Source organism: Thermogemmatispora onikobensis (assembly GCF_001748285.1).
GTDB classification, from domain to species: Bacteria; Chloroflexota; Ktedonobacteria; order Ktedonobacterales; family Ktedonobacteraceae; genus Thermogemmatispora; species Thermogemmatispora onikobensis.
In genome coordinates this window covers 45,436-67,139 of the sequence record NZ_BDGT01000020.1, presented here as the reverse complement: position 1 = coordinate 67,139, position 21,704 = coordinate 45,436, and the positions used below count along the sequence as shown (strand labels likewise).

Below are 21,704 nucleotides of genomic sequence, written 5' to 3'. Positions count from 1 at the left end.
TCTTCCCTTCTCTGTCGCTGCCACATGTAGAGTCGCTGGTGGGTCCTGGCCACAAGAGAAGGGATGTTCGGCAATCTCGGGACGCGCAGTGAGCATCGATTGCTTCGGCACTGGCTCCTTCTGCCCATGATATTACTCAGTGCGTCAGAAAAGCTGGCGAGCGGCTGGCCGGCTGAGTGGGCTTGTGTAGTGTGGTTCGCTGCGAGCAGGCGCGAGGCGCGTAGCTAAAAAGTACTGGCTATGTGACCCGAGCCACAGGCCGCTGAGTGGGGCCGGAGGCCGGAGATGAGGTCGTCAGGGCCAGCTCCTGGAAGGTGCTGATGGAGATCGCGCTTCCCTGAGCCAGCACCAGGCGCAGGCCGCCGAAGCCGCTCTGGAAGGTGCTGTCGCGCGCGCTTACCTGCCACTGGCTTGGCTCGGGTGTTCCGGCCAGCCAGGCTCGTGCCTGCAGCCTGTCACCCTGGATACGGAAGCGCAGGCTGTAGAAGCGATTGGCCTGGGCGCTAAAGGGCACCGAGGCCAGGCGCGTCTGCATGCCGCCGCTGCTTTTGAGCAGCACGAGCTGCCTGCCGTCGATGTAGGCTTTGTACCAGTTATTGGTGTCCATCCAGCGCAGGACCGCGCCGAGGTTGGCCTGCTGGAAGCGGTTGATGGCTCCCGTGAAGAAGACTTCGCCATCGCTGAAGGTTGGGCCTAAAATGGCGTTGTAGGCTCCCTGGCCGTTGCTGAGCTGGCCCTCTTGATGGCTGACAGCAAAGATGCTGCTCAGCCGCGCGTCACCTTGCCAGGGATGGCCGTCGCTAGCTGTTCCCCAGCCACGTTGATCAGGGCGGTGAAAAGTGTCTGCCGCCAGGAGGCTCAGGTCTGCAGGCAGCGCCGTGGGGGAGGCCGTTGCCTGCGACCCGCTTGAGGCAGCGGGCGGCGTCGCTGTTTTCCCTGCCGGCTGAGCCTGGCTAGCCGACTGTCTCGTCTGGGCGTTGGAGCCGGGCGGAGACAGCCGGAGCGCCGCTTCGATCGGGGGCAGCAAGATCCAGGAATAGAGCACTGTAATCAGGAGCAGCCCCGTGAAGAGCAGACTGCCACGCTCGCTCAGCGGCCTGGCCTTTGTCGCTGTCTCTGCTTCCCCGGCTGTGCTGCCGCTCTCCTGCCTCGCAGGAGCAGGACGCGGCACGCCGCGCTCCCGGGAGGCCGCTGCTGTGGCTTCTCGCCCTTCCACGGGCGGACGCTCCGTCTTGCCCGCTGCCGCCTGCCGCTGGCGACCCAAACGGAGCGGCTGCGGCTCAGTGACCGCCTCGCTGATGGTGGTAACCCCCAGACGGTCCTCGCCGAAGGCAGAGTCTGGAGCAAACCACTGCTTGCGTTCGCCGCTATTCATAGTGCCTCTTCTGTAAGAAATGCTCTATTTCTTCGATGAGAGAAGCCTGCTCCTGTGCGGTGATGCCTGGCGGTGGTACCTGCCCTGTCTGCTGTCCTGGCTGTTCCCAGGGTGTAGCCCGGAAGAATGCAGACTGACTCTCTTCTGCTCTATACCTGATCAGCTGCCACAATCCAACCAGACCAACCAGGAGTACCAGCCCGATCAGGAGCGAGCGCCCGGCGAAGATCAGCAGCCCGTCGACGGTCCAGCGGGCGGTGAGCCAACCGGCCAGGGGAGTCAAGAGCAGCGTAAGTAGTCCCTCAGCTACGAAGAGAAAGCGATTGACGTGCTCCTCCTGGGCGCGCTCGTAGGCAAGCTGTCCCTGGTCGAGGGAGAGGCCGGGTGGCAGCAGGTGGCGCTGAGAGAAGATGACCGTGCTCAGGCTGGGCCTCAGCCGTGGGAGCAAGATGCCCCAGGCGGTGGCGGCCAGGGTATAGAGGCCCAGGCTGATGGCCAGCCAGATTGGCGCTTGCAAGTTGGGCAGGCCGAGAGCCAGCAGGCTGATCGCCATCACAAAGGGCTGGCAGAGCGCCACCGCCTGGCACCAGGGCCGCCAGCGCTCAGGGATCAAGCGATCGGACGGACCCAGCAGGCCGCGGAGCGGGACCTGCAGAGCGAAGGCCAGTCCCAGGGCCAGGGCCTGCGCCAGGAGCAGCCAGAGCAGGGTGGGCAATGTCCCCTGTTCCTGCAGGATAGCCGCAAAGGGGGTAGGCACAGCGTTCCAGATGCTGCCGAGTACGATCGCCAGGCCGCTGGCTAGCAGGACCAGCCCCAGCTGTCGGCGGCGTGCCAGATAGCGCCACCAGCCTCCTTGCAGCAGCCAGTCGAGGGTCAGCTGCAGGCGCCAGCGGCGTGCCCCCTCTGTCAGGTCAAACCAGTTGTCGACCATGCGCCCGGGTGTCGGCAGAGGGGAGCGGGCCTCGGGCCAGTAGTCAAGGGCAAGTAGTGGAAGCAGACAGAGAATAGCGAGCAGACCAGACCAGGCGGGCAGCAGCCAGACCAGGCTCAACCCGAACATTGTCCCGAGAGCGGCCCGCATCAGGGCAATGCGCTCGTCGACCGCTGGCCAGGGGCGGCGCTGGAGGAGCCAGGCGTTGCCGAGGAGAGAAGCAAAGCCACTGAGCAGCCCCAGTTCGAGCGTCGCTGGCCAGAGCGGAACGGGCAGAGGTCGCAGCACGGGAAGAGCTAATTGCGGCAGCAGGCAGAGCAGCAGACCGCTACCCCAGTAGCGGGCCGCGCCGCGCCGGCGCCCGGTGAGCAGTGTGGCGGCCACGAGCGAGCCAGCCAGCCAGACCGCCGCTACCAGAGCTGTTGCCAGCGCCTCCCGGCCCTGTGACCAGCTTTGGGCCAGCAGGCGCATTTGCAGCACGCTCACCCCCAGGCTGCCACTGAGCCAACTGGCATTGACGAGGCGCCCGCCGATCACGGCATCCAGGCGTTGCTCAGCTAACAGGACAGCTTGTGTTGCTTTTCTCTGACCAGATATCATGATTCATCAAGTATCAATAGCTGTACTTACGTATGCATGTTGGATCTGGTGCGTTCAGTGAGTGGAAGTCGGCCTGAGTCTCACAGGGCTGGCGAGGAAGAAAAAGCCTCTGTCTCCTGTACCGGCTGCAGGCGAGTGCGCAGACGCCTGTTAAGGCTTTCGGGCGGGGTCATCTCCGGCTCTTCGCTGGTGACCGTTGTGACCAGCAGCGGCGGTTCCTGGCGATAGAGCAGGGCCTGGTCGCATTCCCGTAGCCAGGCGCGGATCTCCGGCAGGAACTGGTCCAGCTCCTCCAGGGGCAGCGAGGCGTAGCGGTAGGAGGCATCCACGTGCGCGGAAAAGAGGCTATGGGCCCAACCCAGGTAGACCACCCACTCGGGATGGAACTGCACAGCTAGCCAGAAGCGGCGTGGATCGCTATCCTCGATAGCCTCGATCACCCCGTCGGGAGCGGTCGCCGCCACAATCTGGCCTGGGGCCAGGTACCCGATCAGCTCGCCTTCGGGGGTCATGTAGCCCACAATCTGGTGGTGCATGGAGAGGACGGCATCGATGTAGTTGCGCTGCGGCCCGCGCGCCTCCGGTCCGCGCAGGACACGGGCCAGGCGACTGCGCGGATTGACGGCGATCGGATGCTCGACCCAATTGTCGGCGGTGATGCGTCCCCGGGCGCGATGGGGCACCAGCGGCGGCATACTCCGCGGCCATTGCGAGCGGATATCTTGATAGAGGCCGCCGCCGCGCACCACGTTCATGACCTGCATGCCGCGGCAAATGCCCAGCGTCGGAATGCAGAGCAGCCAGGCCAGCAGGGCGCAATAGCGCTCCCAAATATCGCGCCACAGCTCGGGTGTCTGGGTCTGTGGGTGCAGCACATCGCCATAGAGGCAGGAATAGAAGTCGCCTCCGCCGGCAAAGACCAGTCCGTCGACATTGCGCACCACCGGCCAGATAATGCGAAAGACTTCCTCGAAAAGATCCTCGTTGCCCAGGATGTCGAAGGGGTCGCAGCTCTGCAGCATGGGGAGCGTTGGCAAGACCAGCGGCTCCCCGCCGCTCTCGAAGATGGCGTTGACTGTGGCGGCATCGCCAGCGTAGACGGGCCAGCCCCCATCACGCAGGCAGCCGCTGGAAGAAAGCACTCCGATGCGGGGCCGATAGTAGGAGGGGAGCGGCGCCCGCTGCTGGCTGTGGATAAAGCGGACAATGCGCTCAGCCAGCGCCGTCCCAGCGCTTAGCGGTCCACTCAGCTCGTCGGTGCGGCGCCGGCTCAGCGCGCTGCCCTGGCTTGCTTCCTGGCTCTGGCTCTGTCCCAGGGAGGCCGTGCGCGCCTCGCGCACACCTCTAGTGATCATATGCACATAATAGTCGGGGTCGCGCGCCATAGCTGCTCTCTACTCCTCTCTTCAACTGTTTGCTGCTGCTTTCCCGTAGCCTGGTCTCTGTGCTGGGACTTCATGCATGGGTGGCCGATGACGAATTGTTGAGCGGGGTCACATCCAGTGTGGCCAGTCGCTCAATGGCATAGTGGATCTGGGTCACGCCGTCCTGCAGCTCGCCCGTCTGTGGATCGAACTGGCCCACAAAGGCATCCTGCGCCTGCTTGACCAGTGTGTCCAGAAGAGCCAGAGCTGCCGACTGACGTAGCTGGCTGCTGTTCATGTGGGCAAGCTGAATAGCAACCTGGCGGATCTGCTGATAGAGGCTCTGGACCTTGTTGAGGGCTTGGGTGATCTGCTGGGCCAGGCTCGCCTGCTCACGGGTCGAGCCGGGTGACTGCACCACACCCTCTAGATGGATGCCGATGTGATGAAGATAGCCAGGTGGCTGCTGGTTGGCGTTGAACTGCAGCAGGCCAACGCGCCCGATATGCGGGTCCACCAGCACCGGCGAGCCGGCGGGGACGTCGTTGCCCAGAAACTCAATACCGTCGAGATAGTCCAGAATACGAATAAACTGGCGATGCATCAGGTCGGTACTACCGTGGTTCCAGTCATCGCGCGCCGCCCCTGCCCACTCAAGAATCTTCTGCCCGTTGCGGAAGAGCCAGATATCCAGACCGCCGGGCAGGCCCAGCTTCTGTAGCGTCGGATCGAGCGCCAGCAGGTGGCGCAGGTGGTCCAGCAGACTATAGTGGTGCTCGCTGTCGTGGGGATCAGGCGTATTCGGAATAACTGCCTGGTAGCGCCAGGCGCTGCGGTCGAGCGAGGGCACCGTTGGCGTGGTCGCCGCGTCCTCCTCGGTGACCAGAAAACGGCTGGCGATGGCCAGCAGATTGGTATGCTGCCGGTCTCCCTTGTACAGGAGGTGGGCGGTGCCCTGACTGAGGGCGAGCTTGCCCAGAAGAATCGACTGACCCTCGACGCTGTCGTCGCTCTGGAGCCAGGCATAGTAGGCTTTGCCGGGCGCTGGCGGCGGAATCTTGCTCAGGTCGACCTGCACCTGATCGGCAATGCCTTGACTGGTACTCACGTTGACTTGACCACTGCTTAAGAAGAAGACATGACCGATGATAGCGCTGGTTGGGCCGGCTCCTGCTGACTGGGACTGTGTTCCGCTGCTATGGGCGAAAGGCAGCAGGTTCAGGCCGCCACTGACCAGCAGAACCACCAATGAGACCACCAGGGCCAGGCCAACAATGATGGTCGGGAGCCAGGGCCGGCGCCGCGGTGCGCTGCTGCCAAACTGGCCCAGCGGGCGGGTCGTGGGAAGAGAGCCGAACGGTTGCAGGCCGCCGCTGCTGGAGCCGCCGCTACTGTGACTGCTGTTGCTGCTGCCGGTCACTGGACCGGAGCGCGTTGGTTGCTCAAAACGAAAAGGCTTCAAGGCAGACCCTCCTGTCTCTCTGGCCGCATTCAATGAACAGAAACAGGCAGGCAGCGAGCGCAATCCATCCGCTTTCGCTTCTCTACTGAGTGTGATACCTTCAGCCTGGCTCGCTGGCCTCTGCTGCAAGTGTATGCGCCAGTGGAGGAAGGAAGCGCTTTTTTTGAGAAGGCTTTACAGGACAGGTTCCCCGAAAATTTTGGACAAAGTGCCTCACTGGCGTGTCGCAGCAATCGCAGTATCTCTCAATTGCTGTTGCGAGCGGTGGGGGCTTCGGCCTTGCTCGACTCAAGGCAGAGCCAGCCTATGTATGTATGGGCAGGCAGTGCAGGCGAGCGGGAAGCCGGCTGAAGCTGAGGACCGAAGTGTGGGGAGAGAGGCTGACCTGGCAAGCGAAAGACAGCCTGCCAGACCGAAGCCGGCAGGCCGGTATTGGAGAAAGTAGTAAGCTGAGGAGAGCAAGGCGAGCAAGCTAGCGACTGCGGGCTGCGGCTTTGGGCGTCTTGGGCGGAATATGCAGCGGGCGCCCCTCGGCTGCCAGGATAGCCTCGCGCAGTCCCTCGCTCAAGGTTGGATGCGGATGGATGGTCTCGATAATTTCGTCGCCGGTCAACTCGCCGCGCATCGCTACCGAGTACTCGCTGATCAGATTTGTGGCATCGGGGCCGATGATATGGGCGCCGAGGATTTCGTTATACTTGCCCAGGATGACCTTGGTGAAGCCGTCGGTCTCGCCGATCGCCACCGCCTTGCCGATGGCGCTCCAGGGAAAGCGCTCCACGCGCACCTCCTGGCCGTGCTGCTCGCGGGCCTGGGCCTCGGTCAGGCCAACGAAAGCCACCTCGGGGAAGGTATAGATCGGGTTAGGCACCACGCTGTAGTCCATGCGGGCCGCATGGCCGAGCGCATTTTCAGCGGCCACCTCGCCCTCCATCGAGGCCACGTGCGCCAGCCCGGCCCCGTGCACCAGGTCGCCAATGGCGTAGATGCCTGGCAGGTTTGTCTCCATCTGCTCATTGACGCGCACCCTGCCGCGGTCATGATCCAGGCCCTGCTCAAACAACTGCTCCAGGCCGCTCGTATTGGGGCGGCGGCTGACCGCCACCAGCACATAGGAGCCGTGGAAGACCTGCTCCCCCTGCTCGCCGCGGGCGACGACCTTCTTCTGCTCGCCGTCATCTTCGATGGCCTCAACCCTGGCCCCGGTAGCAATGGTAATGCCGCGGCGGCTCAGAATGCGCACGAGCAGGCGGCGCACCTCCTCATCGACGGGAGCCAAAATATCGGGCAGCATCTCGACGATAGTCACGCGCGAGCCAAGGGCCTGGAACATGCAGGCCAGCTCGACGCCGATCACTCCCCCGCCCACGCACACGACACTCTCGGGCACCTCTGTCAGGTTCCAGCATGTATCGCTATTGATGACATTGCGCCCGTCAATACCTGGGAACGGCGGCATCAGCGGCAGCGAGCCATTGGCCAGAATCACCTTCTCCGCGCTGAACTGCTCGCGGCTGCCATCGCTCTTTGTCACTGTCACCGTGCGATTAGCCTCAACGCTGCCCAGCCCCTCGTAGATCGTCACATTGTTGCCCTTCAGCAGCGTCCCCACGCCGTTGGTCATGCGTTTGACTACCTTATCCTTAAAGGTCATGGCGCGCCGCATGTCGAAGGTGGGCGGCTGTGGCAGAGTGATGCCCAGCTCCGCCAGAGATTCGAGGCGGTGCAGGCTCTCCGCGACATGCAGCATGGCCTTGGAGGGAATGCAGCCAACGTTGAGGCAGGTCCCACCAAGATACTGCTTCTCGACAATGGCAACGCGGGCCCCGAGCTGGGCCGCCCGAATGGCTGCCACGTACCCGCCCGGGCCGGCGCCGATCACTGCTACATCATAGTGGCTACTGGTCATGGAACTTCTCTCCTGCAACCCATTTGCGTTGTGGGTACCTCAGTCAGTATAGCACGTTCCAGAGAGCACGACCAGCAGCCCGCTCCCTTCCTTCCCCTGGCTCAGCTCCCTCCTCTGGCAGAGGTGGACAGGAGCCAGCGCCCAGGGTCGGAGACCCCAGCGCGGCCCTCCCCTCCCTCTCTGGCGGGCTGTCTCAAGGACTAAGGACGCAAAAGGACCAGCAGCACGCCCAGGAGCAAAAGCACGCCAATGGCGGCAAAGACGCCGGCGTTGAGCAGCATATTGCTGCGCGTCTGCTCGCGAAACTGCTCCGAGGGCAGGCGCAATGGATCAGCTGCAGCACCAGTTGCCATCTCGTTATCTTGTCGCTCCAGGTAGCGCTCCAGCAGGGCTTCTAGATCCCGCTGCATGGCGCTGGGATGCGGATAGCGCTGGGCGCGCGACAGACTGAGCTGACGCACGAGAATCATCTCCATCTGCGGACTGACAGCGGGATTGAGACGGCGCGCTGGCGGATGGAAGAAGACCAGGCGCTCGTTGGGATCGTAGCCGGTGACGGCGTGGTGCAGTGTGGCCGCCAGACTGTAGAGGTCAACGGAAGGATCAAGCTCGCCGCGGACCTCCTCGGGGGCGTAGTAGCCAGCCGCGACCGTATCTCCTTTCTCGACGGGGGGATCTGGTGGGAAGAGGGGAATGTGAGTGAGCCAGACTGCTTGCTGGGCCATGTTGATCACGATGGTCTCTGGATTGATCGAGCCATGCACGATCGGCGGCTGCTGCTCAGCCAGGACCGCCAGCAGGCCACAAAGTTGATAGCCATAGTGCACCACCTGAACCTCGGGCAGCGCACCCCCCTGGCGCTTGAGAATCGTGCCCAGGGTCTCCCCTTCCGGTTGGGTCAGAACCAGGAAATAGCTGCCGCGCTCGCTGAAGCCCTCCACGACCTGTGGAAAGCCCTGATGCTGGCCCAGGCGCTGCTGGCGCTCCATCACCTCGGCGATCACCTGATTGGCACTGGTGCGCTGGAGTAGCTCCGGCGGCATAAGCACCTCGCGAATCAGGACCTGACGACGCCCCTGCTCCTGATCGATGGCCGACCAGGCCCGCCCCTGGCGACGTTGCGTCTCCGGCAGCGGCACAGGACCCAGGATGCGGTATCGACCCTTGGCCAGGCTATCGCCACGCATGAGCAAATACTGCTGCGGCTGAGGTAATCCCAGGAGCGCACCTGTGCTGGGCGGCGCCATTGCCGCCTGGTAGCCACAGCGCGGACAACGACCATCAAAAAACATTCCCTCGTACGCGCAACGTGGACACCGCATACGCTACCTCTCCTTTTCTGGCCTCCGAGCCAGAAGAACAGCGAACAACTTCGTTTTTCTCTTCTCGTCTCATATACTCTGGTACACTGAGTGAGAAACGATGGTACGTGGTGTCTGACGAGCAAACAAACAAGCAAGCAAGTAAAATGAGCTACGCAATGAGTAGAGCGCCAAACAAGCGCGTCTCAGCGTCGATAGTGTCAGTCGGCTAGAGAGCACAAACGGCTCGTCTTTGAGCGATCGGACCAGGTGCGATAGACAGGCAGACAGATAGAATATCAGTCAGGCAAGACCTGACAAAGCGGGGTGGAAGCCGGCGGTGGCAGACAATCGGCTCTGCGAAGGTATCCGCCCGAGCATTCCTAGGGAGACACCTCATCCAGCCGTTTCTGCCGGGTGGACGGACCAAACTGTGCAAGCAGAGCTGCCAGTAAGAGAAAGCTCCCGATCAGCACAAAGGTGCCACCTGGTCCCAGGCGCGTCACCAGCGAAGTGACGTAGCTGACGCCGATCCCGCCGCCCACATGGCCGATGCCATCGACCAGAGCGAAGCCGCTGGCGCGGGCCCGCGTTGGGTAATTCTCCGTCGACCAGGAATAGACCATTGGCAGCCAGATATAGCAGCCCATGCCCAGCACGATGGTGCCGAGCGCTGCCAGCCCAAAGCTATTGCCGCTGAAAGCGACGGTGACCTCTCCCAGCATGGTCAGCAAAGCGGCGACCAGCAGCCAGATCTTGCGCTCCACATATTCGCCAAGCAGGTAGGCTGAGAGAGCGCAAATCGTACTGCCAATGATGCCGCAAGAGGTGATCAGGCCGGCCTCGGCGACTGGATAGTGCAGGGCCACCAACAAGGTGGTCATCCCTGAAATGTTCGAATAGACCGTGATATAGGCCAGCAACCAGATGACCAGAAGCAGAATGGTGCGCTTGAAATAGAGCGTGTTGCTAAAGATCTCCTTGTAGCCGGTGCGCCGGTCGTAGATAGGGGCCTGCAGCTCAGGCTCTGGCGGAGGCAGCTCGCTACCCAGGCGCTGGCGGGCATGGTCTTCCATGCGCTCGACCACGCGCTCGGCCTCGTAGATGCGGCCCTTGGTAATGAGCCAGCGCGGCGATTCGGGCAGCTGGAAGCGCAAGAGCAGGCCGATAAAGGCCAGGGAAGCGCCGATGGCATAGACAATGCGCCAGCCGAAGGTAAACTGCGGGCCGGCCAGGGCAATAGGCAGTCCGTAAGGGAAAGGTTCGGGTGGCGTCGTCAGATAGAAGCCGAGCCAGACGCCGAGCGAGCCTCCAATCGAAGACATAATGAAAATAAGGGCAGTGTAGCGAGCGCGCTCTCCCCGTGGCGCCAGCTCATTGATATAGGTATTCACCAGCGCCAGGTCGGCCCCGATCCCGACGCCGGTCAGGGTCCGCGCCAACACAAAATGCGTATAGTCTCCCACAAAGGCCGTGTAGAGAGAACCAAGGCCGGTGATCGCCATCGTCACCACCATCATATCGCGGCGCCCATAGCGATCGGCCAGAGGGCTAAAGACCAGGGCCCCCAGCACATAGCCCAGGAGGTTCATCAGAACGGGAAAGCCCAGATACTGGCTGGCCGTCAGCGGAAGGCAGCCAACCACAATTTGTGTGCAAGTCTGAATAAAGGAGACGTTGATGTCACCAATGTCGTAGAACGTGAAGAGCAGCCCCAGACCAATCACCAACAGCACTGTTCGAGGTAAAGCCCAGACCGGAATGCGGTCCTGCCGGGCAATGATCGCCGCCGCGATGCGCGATTTCTTCTGGCCAGGAAAGACAACCCTGCTCGTATGAGCTGACATGCTGCACTCCTATTGCTTCTACGTCTGGGAAATCAGCTATGTTCCATGAGAAAGAGAAGATCCTTTCTTTTCTCTTCTCTGATGCCCTGGCAGCCTCCCTTGTACGAAAAAGGAAGAAGAGTACTCATCTCTGTGCTCATGTTATCCACTCGGACAACATAGCGAGAAGGTGACGTATGCAGAGCCATTGTAGAGAAAAAGTGGCAGGCAGACAATGTTTGGAAGGACAAATTGGCGGGGAGAAATTGTACTCAGCAACAACAAGAAGGCGGGCCAGCTGGCCCCGTCGTCTTGCGCTCCCGACAGGGGCGCTGCAAACTGGCGGGGCCAACTGCTGGCTCGTGCGGGCTGAGCATGTGGATGGAGAGGGAATTGAGCTTATCTCTGCTGAGGGCCATCAAGCTGGCGAGCGATCAGAGTCATCGCTTGCTCGCCGACCAGGGCCCGCAACCGGGCATGAATCTCTCCCATGCGCTCCATGCGTCGTGTGATAAAGCAATGGCGGCTTACTCCTGCGGCCAGGCCCTGGAGGCCGCGCTCCGCCGCCTCGTATTCGGCCTGAATCTGGGCTAGCAGGCGAGCTACCTCGGACCCGTCTCGACTGGGTTGCTCTTCGGATGCAGACATCAGAGCCAGCTCCTTCTCTTCCTGCAGTTTGCGGCAATTGACGACCTCTCTCCAACCCATCCCTAGGTGAGAACTGGCTATCCTTGCCTTGCCTTACCGGTCTGCCTGCGAAAGCCCTTCTTTTCCTTCTGTTCTTCCTTTCTCCTGCTTCCTGCTCATCCTCCTGCTGGGAGCAGCGGACGATGGCCGAGCTGTGCCTGGGGAGGCTACTTAGAACGTCTCGCCGACCTTGACATGGCCGCGGAGCAGATTGCGGGCGATGATGAAGCGCTGGATCTCATCGGTGCCCTCGAAGATCCGCCAGACCCGCATCTCACGGTACCAGCGTTCAATCGGCAGTTCCTTAGTGTAGCCCATGCCTCCATGAATCTGCAGGACGCGGTCCACGACGCGATTCGCCATATTGGCGCCGTAGAGCTTGGCCACCGAGGAGGCCTGGCGGTTATCCATCTGCTGCTCTGCCTGCCAGGCGGCGAAGAGGGTGAGCCAGCGGGCGGCTTCGATCTCCACGTAGGAGTCGGCGATCATCCACTGGATGGCCTGGCGGTCGGCGATGGGCTTGCCAAAGGTCACGCGCGTGCGGGCGTACTCGATGGCCATCTCTAGCAGGCGCTCGGCGGCCCCAACGGCGCGGGCGGCGATGTGCCAGCGACCGGCTCCGATCCACTTCATGGCGAGCTGATAGCCCTTGTTCAACTCGCCCAGAATGTTTTCCTCGGGAACGCGCACGTTCTCGAAATAGAGGGATGCCGGTCCCCAGGAACCCATCGTCGGAATATAGCTGGAGCGCCAGCCCATCTCCCGGTCTACCAGGAAGCAGGTCAGGCCCTCATGTACCCCTTTCTCGGGGTCGGTGAGGGCGAAGACCATGGCGAAGTCGGCCTCGTTGCCGTTGGTAATGAAGATCTTTTCGCCGTTGAGGACCCAGTCATGGCCGTCCTTGACGGCCCGCATCTTGAGGTTAGAGACATCGGAGCCGGCCCCCGGCTCGGTCAGGGCAAAGCAAGAGCGCCGTTCGCCGTTAATGGTGGGGATCAGGTAGCGCTTCTTCTGCTCCTCGTTGCAGCTATAGAGAATATTATCGGCAGAGCCGCCGAAGGTGAAGGGCACAAAGGTGCGATAAAGTTCGATGGTGATGACTGCCGTCATCATTGGGCCAAGGTTGGCCCCGCCATACTCCTCGGGCGTGTTGATGCCCCAGAAGCCTAGTTCTCGGGCCTTCTGCTGAAGCTCGCGGAGCCTGGCGCGGTCTAAGCCGGGGCGTCCCTCTCGTTCGTTGCGCAAGACCTCGCCTTCCAGTGGCATCAGCTCCCTCTTGACGAAGGCGCGCACCGTCTCCTGGATCATCTTCTGTTCTTCTGTCAGGCGGAAATCCAAAGTTCTCCTCCTCGTTGGTTGCTGGCTGCTTCTTCTCTCCCTGCCTGCTGGCAGGGCCGGACCAACACGCTCCCATCCTGAAGACGGGCAGCGGTGGCCTTGCCTGCTGACTAAAGAATGGCGCGGGCTGCCTCCAGGCGACAGAGGAGCGACCGGTTGGTGAGTTGTCCAGCAATGGCAGGCAGAGCTGATCAGGACGCCTGGTCCGGGTACAGAGCTATTGTATGAGGAGAGCAACAGGGGAAGGCAATGTTTTGACTGACAAATTCAAGGCTGCTTCTTTGTGGCAGGGAACAGGAGGCTGTGCCGTCCCGGGGAAGGCGATCCCCGCAGGTGAGGGGGGGCGCAGCGCGTGCCAAAGCGGGGGAGGGGGAGCCGGAGTGAGAGCTAGAGGCTCGCGGTGCCGGCGCCCTCTCCTGCCTGGCTGCGTTGCCAGATGAAAGCCGCCAGGGCCATCGCCGTTTGTTCCTTGGGGGTGTGTTCATCGCTGCCCAGCAGATCCTGGGCGCGGTGCAAGCGATAGCGGATGGTATTGACGTGGACCCCCAGGCGTTCGGCCACAGCCTGGGCTGAGCCCAGGGTCTGAGCCAGCACGAAGGTCTCCGTCAGGTGAGAGCCAGTGGCACGATCGTAGTCGAGCAAGGGCTTGAGCAGCTTGGTGGCGAAAGCCTCCAGGTCCTTCGTCAGGCGCGGGTTCTCCAGCAGGCTATCGAGGCCGAAGGTATAGACATCGAGCAAGTACTCGCCGTAGCCCTCGCGGCGGGCCTTCTGGGCCAGGGCGATGGTGTGGGTCAGGCCCATCTTCAGATCTTCAAGCGAGTGATAGCGTCCGCCGTAGACGATCCACAGCGGCTGCACGCCGCAGTGTTGCAGCAGAGCATCGCGCACCTTGGAAGGCGGCTGAGGGGCCTGGCCTTCGAGTAAGACGATAGCCGTGTCGTCGTCGACGAAGATCAAGGGACTCTTCAGGCACTCCAGCACCACACTCTCGGCGATCATGCGCTTGCGGGCCGACTTCATGGCTTGCAGGCTCTCCTGCGGCCAGGCCAGTACCCAGAACTGACCGCGCTCCACCGGCAGGCCGAGCCGATAACCATCTTGCTCGACATATTGCAGCGAATGCCCCTTGAGCAGCGAACGGAGCCACTGCTCACGGCGGCGATCGAGCTGATCCTGAACCTGTTCCAGGCGTGTAATCACCAGGTTGCAGGCCACCACCAGATCGTAGAGGAAGTCCGGCCAGTGTGGGGGGGGTAATGGCACAGCGGGGCAGAGATAGACCGAGCCGGCGCGCTCGAGGCCGGCGAGCGCCAACGGAACCACCTGCACCTTCTCGGGTTGGCGGGCGCGCTCGGCGCGCAACTGCTCCAGCTCCTCGCTGCGCGCCAGGACATAGGGTTTCCCGTTGCCATCGGTCACGATCACCGGACCTTTGATCAGTTGGCCAGCCCAGTTCTCGACGGCCTCCACCCGATTGGCGTGCAGCAGCAGCTCGTACCAGGCCGTCTTGGCATCGGGAGTGCGCGCCAGGCCGGGCCAGTGGATCACGGTAGGGCGCTCGGCGGGCGGCAGTGGCTCCAGCAGACGGGTGAGGCGCTGGCCAAGGAGAAATTCCGCCAGCGAGAAGGGGGCAACCGTGCGCCGGGTGGTATAGAGGACAGCGGCCACATGAGCGCTGCCGTCGGGGGCCGTCTGCGAGCGCACCGGCAGGGCCATGCCTGAGCGCACCTGCTCGCGATCGACAATGTCGCAGACGCTTGGGTCGCGATAAGGGGAATTGCGGTAGTCGCCGCGCCCCATAGGGGTGCCGTAGGCAGCGACGCGCCCGCCGATCCCGCGTCCCAGGCCCAGGGCGAAGCCGAAATTGCTCTGACGGGCTCCCAGGTGACCGGCGATCTCCACCACATCGTTATAGGCGCGGCCCCAGAAGGTAAAATCGGCGCGAGTCACGATGCGGGCCAGGCTCAAAATAGCGGCCAGGGCCTGGGCATCGCCGTGGGTCAGGGCCTCGATCAGGGAGCGATCATGCACGGGCGAGCTAGGCGCGAAATACTGTTCTTCCTTCTCCTCTACCTCCAGCAGAGCCTCCAGGGTCTGGCGGACGCGCAGCAGCCCCTCGTTGGGCGGTAGCGAGAAGGCGCCGCCCTCGCCAGGAGTGGGCCAGAGAATCCAGAAGGCGCGCCGAGCGCTCTCGGGGGAAGCGAGCTTCAGGAGGAGGGCCGGGGGCATCTCGCTGAGGCTGGTGCGCAGGTCGCGTTCGAGGACGCTGGCCAGCATCTCAGGAGAAGGATCAAGGCGTGCCGAGAGCCAGCGGTGCATGGCGTTACGCCGGATGCCGGCATAGTAGACCTTCCACGGCCCCTTGCGCTGCGGGCAAGGCCAGATCAAGGCCGTGGCCACGGCGGGCACGCGCGCCAACAGCTCCTGGAGAGCGCGCGCAATCGCGTCCTCGCGCTGCCCCGGATAGAGGGCCGCGCTCTTCAGGGCATGCGTCACGGGGGTCCAGGGATCTGGACAATGCTCTTGCATAGTGGCGCCCTCGCCATTGTGGAAGCCAACAAATAGCTATCCGCCAATTTGTAGATAGAGACATTGTATACCATCGCGCTGCCTGTTTACAATAGGCTTGCATGAAACGCCAGTGGCCGCCAGGGTCGGTGCCAGCGGCAAGGAGACGGTCCTGCGGCGGCGCAGGCAGATGGAGAGAGCAGGCGGGGGGCTAGCCTGTTTGGGCTAGTTGCAGAGAGAGACAAGCCTGGCTGAGTTGGGCTGCAGCGCCGGCGGAGTATCCGCGGGCGGGTGGGCCGGAGCAGGGAAGCGAGCCAGGGCCAGGGAGAGAGAGTCAGCATCGCTGCCGACGGAGGAAGCGCCTATGCTAGTGCTGCAGGACGTTGCTGTCACCTATCAGAACGTCATCCCCGCGCTGCGGGGTGTCTCGCTTGAGATCCCTGACAAGGTGGTCGTCGCCCTGCTGGGCACCAATGGAGCTGGCAAGACCACCCTCCTGCGGGCCATTTCCGGCCTGCTCCCAATGCATCGTGGCGCCCTCGTTGGTGGTCACATCCTCTTTGAGGGCGAGCGCATTGACCGCCTCTCCCCCACGCGCATCGTGCAGCTGGGTATCGCCCAGGTCCTGGAGGGGCGCCGCCTCTTTGAAGACCTGACCGTTGATGAGAACCTCCACGCCGGCGCCATCACTGTGCGCAATCCCGCTGCTATCCGGCGGGCCTACGATCGTGTCATGAGCCTCTTCCCGGTTCTGGCCGAGCGGCGCAACAGTCGTGCGGGCTATCTCTCAGGCGGCGAACAGCAGATGCTGGCCATTGGGCGCGCCCTGATGGCCTCGCCGCGCCTGCTCCTCCTCGACGAACCTTCCCTTGGCCTGGCCCCTTTCATGGTGCAGCGCATCCGCAGCATCATCACCGAGATCAACGCCGAAGGCACCGCTGTTCTGCTCGTTGAACAAAATGCGCAGATGGCTCTCTCGGTCGCCCATTATGGCTATGTACTGGAGACCGGGCGTGTGGTTCTGGCAGCTCCAGCCGCGCGCCTCTTGCAAGAGGAGAACATCCGTCAGTTCTACCTGGGCCTGCGCGAAGGAGAGCGCCAGCTCGCGCTTGGGTACCTGCGTCAGCGGCGGCGAGCGGGATCGGCAGAGAGGAGGTGGCAGTCATGAGCGAGAGGCCCAACCAGAGTAACCTGCCCGGCAACAACCATCAGCTGAAGGCCAATGAGCCGCTCCTGCGCGTTGAACGGCTCTCGGTGCGCTTTGCCGGCGTGCGCGCCCTCAGCGAGGTCTCTTTCGTCGTCTGGCCAGGGGAACTCTTTGCCGTTATCGGCCCCAACGGCGCCGGCAAAACCTCCCTGTTTAATGTGCTCTCGCGCGTCTATCAGCCCGAGGCGGGCCACGTCACCTTTGCAGGTCAGAACCTGCTGCGCTTCAAACCCCATCAGGTAGCAAGAGCTGGTATTGCTCGAACTTTTCAGAATATGGGCCAGTTCCCCACTATGACTGTGTTAGAGTATCTGCTGCTGGGACGCCATACACGCATGCACAGTGGCATCCTGCGCGCTGGACTGTTTATCGGTCCAACTCGACGCGAAGAATGGGAGAACCGCGCCTATTGTCTCCATATTCTTGATCTGCTAAACATGAAAGAGGTGCGCGACCGTCCTCTAGGCAGCCTGCCCTATGGCCTGCAGAAGCGGGCTGACCTGGCGCGTGCCCTGGCGATGGAGCCGCGCCTGCTGCTGCTGGATGAGCCGGTGGCGGGCATGGGTCTGGAAGAGACCGAGGAGATTGCCGCCATTATCCTGGAGATCAAAGAGCAGCTGGGCATTACCCAGATCCTCGTTGAGCACGATATGGCCCTGGTCATGGGCCTGGCCGACCGCGTGCTGGTGCTGGACTTTGGCCGGGTCATTGCCGAAGGGAGGCCTGCGGAAATCCAGGCCAATCCGGCGGTCATCAAAGCCTATCTGGGCGAAGAATCGGAGCAGCTACCGGCGCCCGCCGATGACCTGCCCGCTGTCTCCGAAAACTAAAGATTGCCTCGTGCTGGCAGATCAATCGGCAGACTCGCTTCTTTGTCCGTTTGTTGGTTTGTTGGTTTGTTGGTTTGTTGGTTTGCTTACTTGCTTGCTTGTATGGAGAGGCCCGAAGGCTTCTTCTCTGGCCCTGAATGTACCAGGGCGCTCTCTTGTTACGTGTCGCTCGATCGCGCTATTTGCGGCTTGCTTGTGTCAGGAGGAGCTATGAGCTATGGCCTACTTCCTTCAGCTGGTCTTTGCGGGCGCGGCCCAGGGCTGTATCTACGCCCTTATCGGACTGGGCTTTAGCATCATCTTCAAGGCGAGTCAGGTCATCAATTTCGCCCAGGGCGAGCTGCTGCTTGTGGGCACCTATGTGGTAGCCAGCGCTGTTCTGAACTGGCACCTGCCTTTTTTGCTGGCGCTACCGTTGGGGCTGCTGGTCACGATTCTCATCGGCCTCCTCTTTGAGCGTCTTGTCCTGCGCAGGATGATTGGTCGTCCGCCTTTCACTATCCTCATGATTACCATTGGTCTGGACATTATTCTGCGCACGCTTGTGGTTGTAGGCTGGGGGTCGCGCACCATTCCGGCGGCCACGCCTTTCACTGTCACCAGTGGCTTCAACGTGGCCGGGGTCCATCTGGGCAGCAGTGACCTCTGGACCATTGCCGTAACTATTGTGCTCTGTGCGGCCCTCTACTATTTCTTTCGCCGCACGCGCTATGGGCTGGCCATGCGGGCCACGGCTCTGGATCAGGAGGCGGCTCTTGCTATGGGGATCGACGTGCGCACTGTCTATGCACTGGCCTGGGGGCTGGCGGCAGCCATCACAACGCTTGGCGGTGTGCTGCTGGCGATCGACAGTCTGGCCATTGATCCCAACTTTGGCAATGCGGCCCTGGTGGCCTTCCCGGCTATCATTCTGGGGGGCCTCGACTCGATCAGCGGCGCGGTCGTTGGTGGCGTCATCATCGGCCTGACCAGCGTCCTGACGGCTGGCTACGAGAGTCGCCTGCCGGCAGTGGTTGGCACGGGCCTGCACGAAGTGACGCCCTATCTGATCATGATCCTCATCCTCCTGATTCGTCCCTATGGTCTCTTTGGCTCAAGAAAGGTAGAGCGCGTATGATCGCTACACGGGAGCGTGGCCGTAGCCGTCTTCGTCAGGAGCTGCCACGGGAGGCCGAGCCGCCGCGCCTGCTAGGGAACCTGGCGCGCTGGCTCTGGCTGGGGGTTGGAGTGCTGGCCCTGCTGCTCTTCTTCTCGCTGGCCGGCGACGACTGGTTTACCATTGTCAACTACTGCCTGATTGCGGCGATTGCCACTTTGGCGCTCAATCTCCTCTCAGGCTATACCGGTCAGATTTCGCTGGGTCTGGCTTTCTTCATGGGGCTGGGAGGCTATACGGCGGCCCTATTGGGGGGCAATCCGCCACAGGGAGCGCTTGATCCCTGGGGTCTGGGCCTGCCTGTCTTCATCTGGCTGCCGGCGGCGGGCCTGGTCGCGGCCCTGGTTGGGGCGCTGATTGGACCGAGCGCCTTGCGCCTGCGCGGCTTCTATCTGGGCATTGTGACCCTGGCCCTGGTCTTCATCGGCAATTATCTGTTCCGCAACCTGAATTTCATCACTGGAGGGCCGCAGGGGCGCAATTTCCCTGTGCCGGCTTTTGGGGGCTTCTCGCTCGACCAGCAGAACAGCATTTTTGGCATCGCCCTGACCTCTGGGCAACAATATTTCCTGCTCATTCTGGTCATCCTCCTGTTCTCGGCACTCTTCGTCTACAACCTCAGCCGTTCGCGCGTCGGTCGTGCTATGCGGGCCGTGCGGGACCACGAAGTGGGCGCTGCCATCATGGGGGTGAACCTTTTTGAGGTCAAGATGGGGGCCTTCGTGCTCTCGTCGTTCCTGGCGGGCGTGGCCGGCGCGCTCTATGTCTCCTATGCGCGTTATGTGATCCCCGACTATTGGAGTCTGAGCCTCTCGATCCAGTTTGTGGCAGCCATCATCATCGGCGGCATTGCCGATGTCTGGGGGTCGATTCTGGGAGCGGCCTTTGTCTTCGCCCTGCCCCAGGTCATCGACTACTTCTCGCTGCTGCCGCCCAGCACTGGCGGCGGGGGCCTCAGCAGCGGCGATCTGAATGCCCTGCTCTATGGCCTGCTCATCATTGTCTTCCTGCTGTTTGAGCCAGGCGGAGTCATTGGTCTGGTGCGTCGCCTACGCCCTGGTGGGCCTCGCTTGCAGGCAGCAGGGGCCAGCGCCAATGCGGGCGCCGCGACGCTCAAAGAAGGAGGTGAGAGCATCGAGGTGGTTGATCTTCAGCAGCGCTCCTCTGGTCCTGACGAGGGGCAGGGGCGCAGGGGAACTGGCGCCTCTTGAGCGCGCCCGAGAGCGCTTTGACGGGCGTCGTCGCGTCTGCCTCCCTCCGCCTTCTCTCCCTCTTGCCTGCCGCGTTGCAAGCGAACCGGCCTGTGGGGGCACGGGCCGGGGTCTGGTCGGGTCTGGTCGGGCGGCAGGTCTGCAGTCAGGAAGCCAGTAAAGGCGAAAAAGGCGAACCAGCCGGGTTTTTGGTAGTATCTTGTGCCTTTGGCTCGATAAGGGGGTAATTGTTTATGGTTACTAAACGTTTCTTCTTTGCCTGTATACTCATCCTCCTGGCCGGTCTACCGATCCTTGCGGGCTGCGCGGGCAGCAGCACGGGCAGTAGCTCGGGTGGCCTCAAGGCGGGACCAGGCGTCGATCTCAACAAGAAGACGATCACGCTAGGCATTCTCTCGCCCTACTCGGGACCGGTGGCCGGGCCGGTCGGCATCCCGATCGCCAATGGGGTGAAAGCTTTCTTCTATCATGTCAATGACCACGGCGGCATTAACGGCTTCAAGGTCCAGTTCGTTGAACAGGATACGCAGTATAGCCCGCAGCTGGAGGTGCAGAAGTATAACCAGATTCGCAACCAGGTGCTGATGATCGCCGACAGCCTCGGGACGCAGCCGACTTTTGCCATCAAGGATCTGGCGGCTGCCGACCACATGCTGGTCTCGGCGGCAACCCTCTCATCGGCGCTGGCGCGTGAGAAATATCTGATCCTGGTTGGCACACCTTACCGTCTGCAGGTCGAGAATGCCTTTGACTACATCGTCAACAAGCTGGGCGTCAAGAATCCGGCCACGGCCATCATTTACCAGAACGATGACTATGGCCAGGATGGGCTGACAGGCTATCGTGAAGCCGTGAGCGCTTACCATCTGCACGACGTCGCCCAGGTCTCCTTTGCGGTCAATGATACGGATTTCACCGCTCAGGTGGCGCAGCTGAAGGCTTCTGGTGCGAAGTACGTCTTTATGACAACGCTGCCAACGGCGACAGCGACCATTATCGCTACAGCCTACAAGCTGGGCTACAATCCGCAGTGGATTCTGCAAAGCCCGGCCTTCTCGATTCAGCTGCTGGCGGTGCCGGCGCTCAAGCCCTTGATCAGCCGGGCCTGGGTCGTCTCGCAGGGAGCGGCCTGGGGCGATACGAGCGTGCCAGGGATGAAGCAGATGTTGGAGGACCAGGCCAAGTATTTCCCGAAGCAGCAGCCCGATGGCTACTTCGAGTTTGGCTATGCCGAGTCCTACGTGACCTACGCCATCCTGAAGAAGGCAATGGAGAACGGTGATCTGACACGCGATGGCCTCTTCCGCGCTTTCGAGTCGCTGCAGTCGGTGGATATGGGTGGCTTGCTGCCGCCGGCGCACTATGGCTCGACGCCCGACCAGCGTGTGCCAACGCGCGATTCGGTGATCTACCAGGTTGATGCTACCCAGCCTGCCGGTGTTAAGCCGCTCTCGTCAGATTTCACTGGGGTGGCCGCCAGCCAGTCTCATTTCTAATCAGGTTCGCTAGCTCGCTCCTTTTCTTCCCTGTCTGCCCTGGTGTGTGGTTGCTCATGACGACCGGCTGTCCCCTGTCTGCGGCCCCGCGGAATGGGGACAGCCGGTGAGCAACTCGCCTGGGCAAAGCTCCAACGCCGGCCCGGCCCTGGATGCTACATCACTGCCCTCCCCTCGCGCCGCCTCCACTCCGCCGCTCTGGCTTCCTGTGAGGGTGATCTCGCCGCGCTACCGCTGCGTTCGCCCTGCCTGCCGCCCCCCCATTCTCTTTGTCTGCTTGCCTCTTGCTCGCTTGCCTGACCCAACTGGCCTATTCGCTTGCACTTACGGCGATGAATGTCAACCTGGACACGTATATATTAAGTGGAAGCTCTCTGGCTTCCCGCTCGGCAAACTGGCGCCGACTCTCTGGCTGAGCCGAGCAAATAAAAGGCCCTGGCTACGGCCTCGCCGCCTCCAGTAAGCGGCGTAAAGCCAAACAGAGCCTGGTTTTATTGCTTAAT

15 protein-coding genes are annotated in these 21,704 nt (G+C 62.2%); 5 read left to right on the top strand and 10 right to left on the bottom strand.

What is annotated here, in order from left to right:
- Window positions 1–238: 238 nt before the first annotated feature.
- The 10 genes from BGC09_RS10745 to BGC09_RS10700 all read right to left on the bottom strand — a co-directional run bounded on the left by BGC09_RS10745 (window position 239) and on the right by BGC09_RS10700 (window position 15,322).
- The gene (locus BGC09_RS10745; protein WP_069804002.1) at window positions 239–1,375 is read right to left on the bottom strand and encodes a hypothetical protein; all 1,137 of its coding nucleotides are present in this window, start codon (window positions 1,373–1,375) and stop codon (window positions 239–241) included.
- Entirely contained in the window at window positions 1,368–2,906 is a 1,539-nt protein-coding gene (locus BGC09_RS10740; protein WP_141727739.1) for a hypothetical protein, read from the bottom strand. Before BGC09_RS10740 ends, BGC09_RS10745 begins: the two co-directional genes overlap by 8 nt.
- A gap of 80 nt (window positions 2,907–2,986) precedes the next feature.
- Window positions 2,987–4,291, bottom strand: a complete 1,305-nt coding sequence (locus BGC09_RS10735) for a gamma-glutamyl-gamma-aminobutyrate hydrolase family protein (protein WP_069804000.1) — start codon at window positions 4,289–4,291, stop codon at window positions 2,987–2,989.
- A gap of 70 nt (window positions 4,292–4,361) precedes the next feature.
- Complete coding sequence (locus tag BGC09_RS10730; protein WP_069803999.1) at window positions 4,362–5,732, bottom strand: hypothetical protein; 1,371 nt, start codon at window positions 5,730–5,732, stop codon at window positions 4,362–4,364.
- Window positions 5,733–6,204: 472 nt separating this feature from the next.
- Complete coding sequence (lpdA, locus tag BGC09_RS10725; RefSeq protein ID WP_069803998.1) at window positions 6,205–7,641, bottom strand: dihydrolipoyl dehydrogenase; 1,437 nt, start codon at window positions 7,639–7,641, stop codon at window positions 6,205–6,207.
- A gap of 200 nt (window positions 7,642–7,841) precedes the next feature.
- The gene (locus BGC09_RS10720) at window positions 7,842–8,963 is read right to left on the bottom strand and encodes a serine/threonine protein kinase (RefSeq protein ID WP_069803997.1); all 1,122 of its coding nucleotides are present in this window, start codon (window positions 8,961–8,963) and stop codon (window positions 7,842–7,844) included.
- A 362-nt stretch (window positions 8,964–9,325) separates the two neighbouring features.
- Window positions 9,326–10,789 (bottom strand): MFS transporter, encoded by a 1,464-nt coding sequence (locus tag BGC09_RS10715; RefSeq protein WP_069803996.1) that lies wholly within the window; start codon window positions 10,787–10,789, stop codon window positions 9,326–9,328.
- A gap of 378 nt (window positions 10,790–11,167) precedes the next feature.
- Window positions 11,168–11,416, bottom strand: a complete 249-nt coding sequence (locus BGC09_RS10710; RefSeq protein ID WP_141727738.1) for a hypothetical protein — start codon at window positions 11,414–11,416, stop codon at window positions 11,168–11,170.
- 210 nt (window positions 11,417–11,626) lie between these two features.
- Window positions 11,627–12,793 (bottom strand): acyl-CoA dehydrogenase family protein, encoded by a 1,167-nt coding sequence (locus tag BGC09_RS10705; RefSeq protein WP_141727737.1) that lies wholly within the window; start codon window positions 12,791–12,793, stop codon window positions 11,627–11,629.
- Window positions 12,794–13,180: 387 nt separating this feature from the next.
- Entirely contained in the window at window positions 13,181–15,322 is a 2,142-nt protein-coding gene (locus BGC09_RS10700; protein ID WP_084658391.1) for a helix-turn-helix domain-containing protein, read from the bottom strand.
- 343 nt (window positions 15,323–15,665) lie between these two features.
- Between BGC09_RS10700 and BGC09_RS10695 the strand changes: the two genes are divergently transcribed.
- From BGC09_RS10695 to BGC09_RS10675, 5 genes are all read left to right on the top strand, one after another.
- A complete protein-coding gene (locus BGC09_RS10695) occupies window positions 15,666–16,469 on the top strand; it encodes an ABC transporter ATP-binding protein (protein WP_069803993.1) in 804 nt (267 codons plus the stop codon).
- Complete coding sequence (locus BGC09_RS10690; RefSeq protein WP_069803992.1) at window positions 16,466–17,338, top strand: ABC transporter ATP-binding protein; 873 nt, start codon at window positions 16,466–16,468, stop codon at window positions 17,336–17,338. The genes BGC09_RS10695 and BGC09_RS10690 overlap by 4 nt, the downstream gene beginning before the upstream one ends.
- 217 nt (window positions 17,339–17,555) lie before the next feature.
- Window positions 17,556–18,455 (top strand): branched-chain amino acid ABC transporter permease, encoded by a 900-nt coding sequence (locus BGC09_RS10685; RefSeq protein ID WP_069803991.1) that lies wholly within the window; start codon window positions 17,556–17,558, stop codon window positions 18,453–18,455.
- Window positions 18,452–19,705 carry a branched-chain amino acid ABC transporter permease gene (locus BGC09_RS10680; protein WP_069803990.1) on the top strand — a complete coding sequence of 418 codons (1,254 nt, stop codon included), beginning with the start codon at window positions 18,452–18,454 and terminating at the stop codon, window positions 19,703–19,705. Before BGC09_RS10685 ends, BGC09_RS10680 begins: the two co-directional genes overlap by 4 nt.
- Before the next feature lie 233 nt (window positions 19,706–19,938).
- Window positions 19,939–21,201, top strand: coding sequence for an ABC transporter substrate-binding protein (locus tag BGC09_RS10675; RefSeq protein WP_069803989.1), 1,263 nt, complete (start codon window positions 19,939–19,941; stop codon window positions 21,199–21,201).
- Window positions 21,202–21,704 lie beyond the last annotated feature (503 nt).